Raw genomic sequence first — 11,282 nt, forward strand, 5'->3', positions numbered from 1 at the left:
TTCTTTTATTTAGTTGTTTACGATATAGTTCAACGACTTAACGAAATAGTTCAATAACCCGGTCTTAGGCTACATGCATATTTGTTAATAGATAAATTTAACAAACAATATTTCAGAAATGAAAAAGTCTATTCTCGTTCTTTTGGTCGCTATTTGGCCGACCATTTTATTTTCACAACTCACAGCGCCATTTTGTAATCCATCATTTACTGGGCACCAGGCTTTCTTTCAGCTAGGTATAAAAAGAGTAATTTTTGGTACAATAGATAATTCAACTAGTGTTCCGGGGCAGGGAGATCCACTTATTCATGACTTTACTGCTACCAAACAAACCACAATTGTACAGGGAGTACCCAAGTCTATTACCGTAACTAATTTTACTCATAATCAGGAAGACGTTAAGGTGTATATCGATTGGAATAATGATGGTGACTTTAATGATGCTGGAGAGTTGGCTTTTAGTAGTGATAAAAAAATATCGCATACCGGATCAATTACAGCTCCGGTAACATCAGTAATTGATACTTTGATAAGAATGAGGGTATTATCCGATTTTTTCGATAATGGTATTAGTGGTCCCTGCGAGAATATTGATTTCGGGCAGGTTGAAGAATATGCCGTTCGGGTATATCCTAATTTGGAAATACCAATTACAATTGATAGTAGTGTAACCTGTGGCGGTCTTACGAATGGAGGCTTAACAGTAAATCCAACCGGATATGCTGGACCTTTTTCTTATTCCTGGAGTAATGGTGATACAACAGCTTCAATAACAGGGTTGGGAGCTGGAACATATACTGTAACGGTTTCTACAACTTCCGGATTTTCAATAACATCAACAAATTCAAAGACAGTTACTGTTCAGGATGTAACCGCTCCAACGATCACAGTATGTGCATCTACACCTGGCAATATTACAGCAAACGGTTCTTGTCAGGGAAGTGCACCAGATTTAACGGGTGGAGTAACCGCCACAGATAATTGTGGTCCACCAGCAATTACTCAAAGCCCTGCTGCAGGAGCGATTTTAGGCTTAGGTACTACAACCATTACTTTAATCGCCACTGATGCGGTGGGGAATACCGCCACATGTACAGTAAATCAAACCGTAGTAGATAATACAGCTCCTGTAATTACCATATGTGCATCAACACCGAGTAATATTTCGGCCAATAGTTTCTGTCAGGGAAGTGCACCAGATTTAACGGGGTCAGTAACTGCCACAGATAATTGCACGGGTTCACCAACAATTACACAAAGTCCGGCATCAGGTGCCACATTAGGTTTAGGAACGACTACCATTACATTAACCGCGACTGATGGTTCAGGAAACACAGCAACCTGTACAGTAAATCAAACGGTGGTAGATGATACAGCTCCAACGATTACAGTATGTGCATCAACACCGAGTAACATTTCTGCGAATAGTTTTTGTCAGGGAAGTGCACCAGATTTAACAGGTTCAGTAACTGCTACAGATAATTGTACGAGTTCACCAACGATTACCCAAAGTCCGGCATCAGGTGCCACATTAGGTTTAGGAACGACTACCATTACATTAACCGCGACTGATGGTTCAGGAAATACTGCGACTTGTACAGTAAATCAAACTGTAATAGATAATACCGCGCCAACAATTACGGTATGTGCATCAACACCAAGTAATATTTCTGCGAATAGTTTTTGTCAGGGAAGTGCCCCAGATTTAACGGGATCAGTAACTGCCACAGATAATTGCACGGGTTCACCAACGATTACCCAAAGTCCGGCATCAGGTGCCACATTAGGTTTAGGAACGACTACTATTACGTTAACCGCAACAGATGGTTCAGGAAATACCGCCACGTGTACGGTGAATCAAACGGTGGTAGATGATACAGCTCCAGTAATTACGGTATGTGCATCTACACCAAGTAATATTATGGCAAGTAATTCATGTACGGGTACTGCACCGGATTTAACTGGTGGAGTAACTGCCACAGATAATTGTACGAGTTCACCCACAATTACGCAAAGTCCTGCGTCAGGTGCAACCTTAGGACTAGGGACGACTACTATTACATTAACCGCGACTGATGGATCAGGAAATACTGCGACTTGTACGGTAAACCAAACGGTGATAGATAATACGGCACCAACAATTACGGTATGTGCGTCTACAAGTAATATTTCGGCCAATGGCTTTTGTCAGGGAACCGCCCCGGATTTAACAGGTGGAGTAACGGCCACAGATAATTGTACAAGTTCACCAGTCATTACCCAAAGTCCGGCATCAGGAGCGACTTTAGGATTAGGAACGACTACCATTACATTAACTGCAACAGATGGTTCAGGAAATACTGCCACGTGTACAGTGAATCAAACAGTGGTAGATGATACCGCACCAACGATTACAGTTTGTGCATCCACGCCAACTACAATTGTTGCAAATAATCTAAATCAAGCTTCAACACCGGATTTAACGGGAGGAGTAACTGCTACTGATAATTGTACGGGTTCACCAGCGATAACACAAAGTCCGGCATCAGGAGCAACTTTAGGACTAGGAACCACAACTATTACGTTGATTGCAACTGATGGTTCCGGGAATACGGCCACTTGTACAGTAAATCAAACAGTAATTAGCCCGTTCTCATCCAGTATATCAGCTCAAACCAATGCAAGTTGTAATGGTTTTTCAGATGGAAGTTTAACAGTTTCATCAACCAATGGAACACCACCTTATAGTTATTTATGGAGTAATGGTGGAACAACAGCAACCATATCCAGTTTAGTTGCTGGAACATATGCGGTTACCATGACTGATGATAATGGATTGACTGCTACGTCATCATCTACAATTACAGAACCTGCAGTACTGGTTGCCGCAACAGTTGTAGATAGTAATACTACATGTAACGGGTATTCTGATGGAGGTGCAACGGCTTCAGCTACAGGTGGTACAGTTGCCTATTCATATGCGTGGAGTAATGGGGCGACAACTGCTTCAATCACAGGTGTGGTTGCAGGATCATATCATGTAACGATCACCGATGCGAATGGATGCACCGCGACAAGCTCAGTGATCATTACCGAGCCTGCTGCTCTTGTTGCAGCTACTGTTGTTGATTCTAATTCTTCTTGTAATGGTTCCTCTGATGGAGGTGTTTCGGCTTCAGCTTCCGGGGGAACTGGAGCTTATTCATATGCATGGAGTAATGGGGCAACTTCAGCTTCAATTACCGGAGTAGTGGCAGGAACATATACAGTAACGGTTACTGATGCGAATGGTTGTACTGCAATAAATAATGGTGAGGTAACAGAACCGGCTTCAGTTATAGCTTCTATCGCTGTAGATAGCAATGTAAGTTGTAATGGATTGTCTGATGGAGGTTTGACTGTTTCAGCTACAGGAGGAACCGGAGCCTATACTTATGGATGGGGAATTGGAGCGTCTACGGCTTCAATCATTGGTTTAGCAGCAGGAAATTATTCGGTTGTGATTACCGATGCGAATGGATGTTCAGATTTTACTTCAGGTACAGTAACAGAGCCAGCAATATTGACATCAAGTGTAACGGTAGATAGTAATGTGACATGTAATGGATTTTCAAACGGTGGTGCAACAGTGTCTGCAACCGGTGGAACTTCGCCTTATACTTACGCATGGAGTAATGGGGCAACTAACGCTTCAATTACCGGAGTAGTGGCAGGGTCTTACTCAGTAACAGTTACTGATGCAAATGGGTGTACTTCAGTGAGCAATGGAATTGTAACAGAGCCAGCTGTATTAGTGGCCAGCACAGTGGTAGATAGTAATGTAACCTGTAATGGGTATTTAAATGGAGGAGCAAGTGCATCCGCCACCGGAGGAACTGGAACATATACCTATGTCTGGAATAATGGCGCTACAACAATGTCTATTACAGGAGTAGCGGCAGGATCATATACCGTAACTGTAACGGATGCGAATGGATGTACATCAACGAATTCATCAATAATTACAGAACCTGCATCCATTACTGCATCGATAGTGGTAGATAGCAATGTAAGCTGTAATGGATTATCAGACGGAGGAGTGACCGTATCTGTATCTGGAGGAACCGGAGCCTATTCTTATGGATGGGGAACCGGAGCAACTACGGCATCCATTACAGGTTTGGCAGCTGGAAGTTATTCAGTGGCAATTACTGATGCGAATGGATGTTCAGGTTCTGCTTTCGGAACAGTAACAGAGCCGATGGTATTGACTTCAAGTATTGCCGTAGATAGTAATGTCACTTGTAATGGTTTATCAAATGGAGGTGCAACGGCTTCAGCTATTGGTGGTACGGTTGCTTATTCATATATATGGAGTAACGGTGCAACGACTGCTACTATCACAGGTGTTGCCGCAGGAACGTATACTGTAACGGTAACTGATGCAAATGGTTGTACATCATCCAGTTCAACAACAATTACAGAGCCATCTGTTTTAACCTCAAATGTTGTTGTAGATAGTAACGTGACCTGTAATGGTTTTGCGAACGGAGGTTTAACTGCATCTGCCGCAGGTGGAACAACGACTTATTCATTTGACTGGAATAATTCAGCGACTACAGCTTCAATTACAGGAGTGGTGGCAGGGACTTATACTGTAACGGTAACGGATGCAAATGGATGTACTTCTGTAAGTAATGGTACGGTAACGGAACCTACATTATTAGTAGCAAGTACTGTAATTGATAGTAATGTAACTTGTAATGGTTTATTGGACGGTGGAGCTACTGCTTCTGCAACGGGAGGAACGGGAACGTATACTTACGATTGGAACAACAGTGCTATTACTGCTTCAATTACCGGAGTATCGGCAGGATCATATACTGTAACCGTGACAGATGCAAACGGTTGTACATCAACGAACACGGGAGTAGTGACCGAACCTGCTGTATTGGTAGCGAATGCAGTTATTGATTCAAATGTGACCTGCTATAATGGTGCTGATGGAGGCGCTTCTGTTCAGGTAACCGGAGGAACCACAGCATATTCATATGTATGGGATAATATGGCCACAACATCTGTGATCTCTGGATTGACGATGGGAACTTATGAAGTAACTGTAACCGATGCGAATGGTTGTTCAGATACTTCTATGGTAAGTATTACAGAGCCAGCTCCAATCGTGATTAATTTAGGTAACGATACTTCAATTTGTTTTGGAGGAAGTTTAACACTTGATCCGGGTGCCGGATTCCATTCTTACGTATGGAGTGATAATTCAACAAATGCTACATTGAATGTGAATTCAGCTGTAGCAGGTGCAATGGATTATTCGGTAACTGTAACAAACACAGATGGCTGTGAAGGTATAGATACTATAAATGTAAATGTTTTTGTTGCCACAGGTGTAACGATTTCAGGAGCGAATGATTTATGTGCTTATGAAGTGGATACTTTGATAGCTTCATCTGGATTTGTAAGCTATGTATGGAATACTACAGAGACCACAACAGATATTCTTGTGGATGCAAATGCATTAAGTGGAGGAACATATTCATATGCGGTAACTGCTACAGATAGTAATGGTTGTTTATCGGATGATATGGTCACCTTTACTGTATTTGACCCGGTACTGGTAGACCTGGGGCAGGATACTTCTATTGTTTGGATTGATGGTATTACAACGGAATACACATTAGATGCAGGAGCAGGATTTAGCTCTTATCTATGGAGTGATTTATCATCTACTTCTCAAACGTATGTAGTAGACTTAACAAACATGGGAAATGTAAGCGTTACGGTTACAGATGGAAATGGATGTAAAGGATCAGATACGGTATTTGTTGATTTCATTTTGGATGTCCCAAGTTTAGAAGCTGCAAAAATTAGTGTTTATCCAAATCCAGCACATGATGTAGTTAGAGTAGAAGTAGAAGGAAATATCTCCGGTGAAATGGAAATGAGCTTACTTTCAATGAATGGTAAGTTGGTTGAAAAACAAATTCTAAATCCGGCCGACATGCAAAATCAGGTTCAATTTGATGTGCAGCATTTGGCAAGAGGAGTCTATTTCATACGAATGGTTCACGGAGCGCAACAAGAGATTATGAGGTTAGTAATTCAGTAAGGTAGAGTTTGATTAATTACTAGCACAAAGAAAAGGCATCCAATTGGATGCCTTTTTTGTTTTGGAATATAAACGAACCAAAACTAACAAAACATACGGTAAGGGAGTGTACTGTGGTGGTACACGTAAGTAGATTGTAGAAGAAGAATTTGCAAAGCTTCGGGAAGAGTTTCCCGAAGCTATTATTGTGGTTTAAGTACAGGTTATTTGAGCGTGTTAATAAAAGAGTTTTTATGAGTTATGTTGTGTTTTTTATTTCACGATTCAAATGTATGGCATCATGAAAGCTTAAAATGAGAGGTTTTGTTAAACACGAAATCGAGTTGGTGAAAATGCGTTTTTGATTTGTGAAAAAAATCGATGAATTTAAATAGGGGAGAATGCTACAATGAAATGCGAAATAAAGGCATAAAAAAAGCACTCCGTTTGGAGCGCTTTTGAGGTAAACAGATGGTTAAATCTAAATAGAAAAGAAATATGTAATTAATCATTAATCACTTCAAAGTGAGCCGTAAAGTGACGTAAGAATTTGGGTTCTTTGGTAATTCGTATTCCTTTAGCCTGATCTTTTTCTTTAATCAATTCCTGGAATACCTCTAAGATATATTCTACATGACTTTGTGTATATACTCGTCTTGGCATGGCCAAGCGAACCAATTCCATTGGTGAAGGAATAAGTTTACCGTCAGAATCGTATTTACCAAACATGACGGAACCAATCTCAACCGCACGAATTCCACCTTTTTTATAAAGATCTAAAACCAGAGCTTGTCCCGGATATTGATCTACCGGAATATGTGAGTAAAACGCTTTGGCATCAATATAAACCGCGTGACCACCGGTTGGACGCATAATTGGCACTCCCATTTTATGAAGATTATCCCCTAAAAAACCAGTGCTTTTAATGCGGTACTGTAAGTAGTCCGGTCTGAAAACTTCTTTTAACCCTTGAGCAATGGCTTCCATATCTCTTCCTGATAAACCTCCGTAAGTAGCAAAGCCTTCCGTAATAATCAATAAGTTTTTGCACGCTTCAGCCAGTTCAGGATCTTTCAATGCGATAAAACCTCCCATATTTACCAGTCCGTCTTTCTTCAAGCTCATTACCGAACCATCGGTTAAACGATACATTTCTTTGGCAATATCTTTATAGGTGTGATTTTCAAAACCTTCCTCTCTATGTTTAATGAAATAGGCATTTTCAGCTATTCTACATGAATCCAGTACAAATAGAACATCATATTTTTTACAGACTTCACCTACCGATTTAGCATTTGCCATACTCACAGGTTGACCACCACCACTGTTATTAGTAACGGTAAGGATGACTGCTCCGATATTTTCTGGTTTGTGTTGTAGGATAAGTTCTTCCAATTTGGCGACATCCATATTCCCTTTAAATGGGTGTTCTAAGGACGGGTCTTTACCTTCTTCAATAGGTATATCATATGCGGTTGAGCCCGAAAATTCAATATTAGCTCTTGTGGTATCAAAATGCGTATTACTAATAAATACTTTGCCCGGACTTCCCAGGTGTCCATATAATATTCGTTCTCCGGCACGTCCCTGATGGGTTGGAAGTACATATTTGCATCCGGTTTGTTCCTGAATTTCGCTTTCCATTTTTAACCAGGAGTGAGAACCTGCATAAGATTCATCACCTTCCATCACTCCAGCCCATTGTTTTGCACTCATCGCTGATGTTCCACTGTCAGTAAGGAGGTCAATGATAACGTTTTCAGACTTTAACAAAAACGGGTTATTATGCGCTATTTCCAAATATTCTTTTCTTTCTTCTTCGGAACTCATGCGAATAGGTTCAACCATTTTGATTTTAAAAGGTTCAATGATCGTTTTTATAGCCATAGTCTAATTTTTGTTTTGTGCGAAACTACGCGAACACTATTGTGATTTAAATGATTTCCGTCAGGGCAAGAGGTGATATGCATGAGTGTTTTTAAATGGTGTGCCTGTGGTAAGTGTTTTAAAATTAAAGGTCTATAAAATGGTGGTTAACGAATGAATGAGAATATGGAAAAGTCACTGAAATAAATCAATACATTCCTATCGAATAGACTATTAAATACATTAAGAAATGGTTATTTTTGCGAAATTTTCAGGGAAAAAGCAATCAAATTATGTCGGTAAATCTAATTGAGGAAAAAGCAGTAAAACAATTATATCCGTATCAACAACAGGCTATTGACCAAATTATTGGGAAGTTAAATGATGAGGAAGATGGCTTTAATTTGCTGTATCAATTACCAACAGGAGGAGGGAAGACGGTTATTTTTTCGGAAATTGCCAAAAGATTTATCGAGGAGCATAAAAAGAAAGTTTTAATCCTTACGCATAGAATCGAGCTTTGTAATCAAACATCCAAAATGTTAACGGATTTTGATGTGAAGAATATGATTTTCGATAGTAAGGTAAAACATATTCCATTTGAAGAAGATTACGTTTCGTTTGTAGCGATGGTGGAAACACTAAACAACCGTCTACGTGATAATGAAACCAATGTAGATAATATTGGTTTGGTAATTATCGATGAGGCGCACTACAACTCGTTTAGAAAATTATTTAAATACTTTGAAAACGCTTCTATTCTTGGGGTGACTGCTACACCTTTAAGTTCAAATATGAAGTTACCAATGAAAGATAACTATGATCAGTTGATCGTTGGTGAAAGTATTGCTTCTCTGATTAAGAATCGTTACCTGGCAAATGCAGTCACGACTACTTTACAAGTGAATTTAAGTTCTCTGAAAGTAGGTGCGAATGGTGACTATACTGTGGCTTCCTCTGAGCGCTTGTATGGCAATTTTATCATGCAAGAGAAATTATTGAATATCTATGAAGAAAAGTCTTTAGGTAAAAAGACTTTGATTTTCAATAACGGTATTCAAACTTCAAAGCATGTTTTAGAAACGTTCAAACATGCAGGTTATGATGTAAGACATTTAGATAATACATATACCGGTCAGGAACGTAAGGATATCATTCACTGGTTTAAAGTGACTCCAAATGCGGTTTTAACTTCGGTAGGGATTTTGACTACAGGTTTTGATGAACCTACGGTAGAAACCATTATTTTGAACAGAGCGACAAAATCTTTGACATTATATTATCAAATGATTGGTCGTGGTTCGCGTATCATTCCTGGAAAGAATGAGTTTCAGGTGATTGATTTGGGGAATAATGTGGCGCGTTTTGGTTTATGGGGCGCAGATATTGACTGGCAACGAATTTTTAGATCACCACTTCATTATTTGAATAATATCATGAATGATGAGGAGATTCAAAGGAATTTCGTTTATGAAATGCCGGAAGAGTTGAGAAAACACTTTAGTAAATCTAAAGAAGTACATTTCGATATTGAGGCCGCATACAAACAAGCCATTCATGAGTGTTTAAGACCGAAGGTAGCTTTGGAAAGATCAATTGAGCAACAAACTCAAATTTGTGTGGAGAATAGTGAGGATTTATTTGATGCGCTATATCTAACAAGATTCTTGAAAGATGACATAGATGCACGTATTAAGAAATACTCATATTGTATTTGTAATAGTACTGTAAACTATTTAAAATGGTTAACAGAAGATTATTCCAGAAAGTTGGAAGCGAGTATCCGTTCGCGATTCTAAATGATTTTCAAAATATTATCCACTTAACACTTCATTTTACTTTAGTATTAGAGTAAATTTCCATTAAGAAAAGTAGAGGAAAAGCGCGCGAAATTATTTTAGATAATTAGTTTTACGCTTACATGGCTAGATTACTATTTCTTCAAAATTTGGATTACGAGTTTTTAGGCCCGATGTATATATCCTCCATTTTGAAGCAAAATGGTCATGATTGCAAAATGCTTATTGGACATAAGCTGGCAGATTTTGAGCGCGAAATTCAGGCGTTTAAACCCGATCTGGTAGGCTTTTCCATCATGAGTGGAAGTCATAATTGGGCTTTGCAAATGGCGCGTGAAATCAAGACGAAGTATAGTGTAAAGAACATTTTTGGCGGAGCCCATCCTACTTTTTTTAGAGACTTTATAAAAGAAGAAGGGGTCGATTATATTGTAAAGGGTGAAGGAGAGGAGACGATGGTGGAGATTATGAATCGTTTAGATCTTCAGGAGTCCTTTACGGAAGTTTCCAATTTATCTTATATCGATTCAGATAATCAGGTACAACATAATCCTTTGAGAAATCTGGCAAAACGAATGGATGATTATCCTTTTCCAGATCGGTTTTTGTATGGTCAATTAGATTCTCGATTAGATAGATCAGTTCGTAATGTGATAACCTCCCGCGGATGTCCCTTTCATTGTAGCTTTTGTTTTGAAGATGCCATGCGCGACTTATACAAAGGAAAGGGGAAATACGTCCGAATTCGCGAAATGGATGAGGTGATTGCAGAGTGTAAGGAATTAGTGCAAAACACCGATGTGAAAGTTATCTATTTTGCAGATGATGTTTTTGGGATGAGTCGCAGCTGGTTGTATGAGTTTTTGGAAATCTATAAACGTGAAGTCGGACTAGAGTTTATTTGTTTGGTACGGGCCGATTTGGTTGCAGCTGATGAAGCTTATGCATTTAAACTTGCAGAAGCTGGTTGTAAATCTGTGTTTTTTGGAATAGAATCAGGAAATGAAGATTTAAGAAATCAGATTTTAAAAAAGCAGCTCACTGATACGCAAATCGTAAAAGCAGCGGAATTGTTACACAAGGCAGGAATCAAATTCAGAACATATAATATACTTGGATTGCCAGACGAAACCCTGGCGGATGCTTTTTCCACTTTGGAATTAAATATCAAAATAAAAGCAGATTATCCGTGGTGTTCTTTGTTTTCTCCTTTTCCGGGAACTGAGTTAACGGATTATGCGTTTGCCAAAGGCTATTTAAGCCCGACATTTGATTACGAAAAATTAACCAAGTCTTTCTTTACGGAAAGTAAATTGGAAATTCCGAATATTCGAGAGATGCAAAATCTGCAGAAGTTTTTTCAAACTGCAGTTTTATGGCCATGGACGTATCCTGTGGTGAAGCAATTGATTAAACTACCGCCAAATCTACTGTTTCAGGCCTGGTTTGGCTTGATTTATTTTCATGTCTACATTAGAAGTGAGAAAAGAAGTTTTTGGTCTACTTTAATGTTTGCGTTTAAAAACTATAAACACGTATTAACTAAGCAGTAA

Annotated in this window: 4 protein-coding genes; 3 read left to right on the forward strand and 1 reads right to left on the reverse strand. The window is 39.2% G+C overall.

Going from position 1 to position 11,282, the window contains the following annotated elements; translation table 11 throughout:
- Positions 1–118: 118 nt before the first annotated feature.
- Positions 119–6,085, forward strand: a complete 5,967-nt coding sequence (locus tag KFE94_16105; protein ID UTW66155.1) for an HYR domain-containing protein — start codon at positions 119–121, stop codon at positions 6,083–6,085.
- Positions 6,086–6,568: 483 nt separating this feature from the next.
- On the opposite strand, the gene KFE94_16110 is transcribed toward KFE94_16105, so the two are convergent.
- Positions 6,569–7,945 carry a tryptophanase gene (locus KFE94_16110; protein UTW68301.1) on the reverse strand — a complete coding sequence of 459 codons (1,377 nt, stop codon included), beginning with the start codon at positions 7,943–7,945 and terminating at the stop codon, positions 6,569–6,571.
- A 278-nt stretch (positions 7,946–8,223) separates the two neighbouring features.
- Here KFE94_16110 and KFE94_16115 point away from each other — a divergent pair, with 278 nt between their 5' ends.
- Positions 8,224–9,729 (forward strand): DEAD/DEAH box helicase, encoded by a 1,506-nt coding sequence (locus KFE94_16115; protein UTW66156.1) that lies wholly within the window; start codon positions 8,224–8,226, stop codon positions 9,727–9,729.
- A gap of 122 nt (positions 9,730–9,851) precedes the next feature.
- A complete protein-coding gene (locus KFE94_16120; protein ID UTW66157.1) occupies positions 9,852–11,282 on the forward strand; it encodes a B12-binding domain-containing radical SAM protein in 1,431 nt (476 codons plus the stop codon).

Source organism: bacterium SCSIO 12643 (assembly GCA_024398135.1).
In the GTDB taxonomy this organism is placed as follows: domain Bacteria; phylum Bacteroidota; class Bacteroidia; order Flavobacteriales_G; family Salibacteraceae; genus CAJXZP01.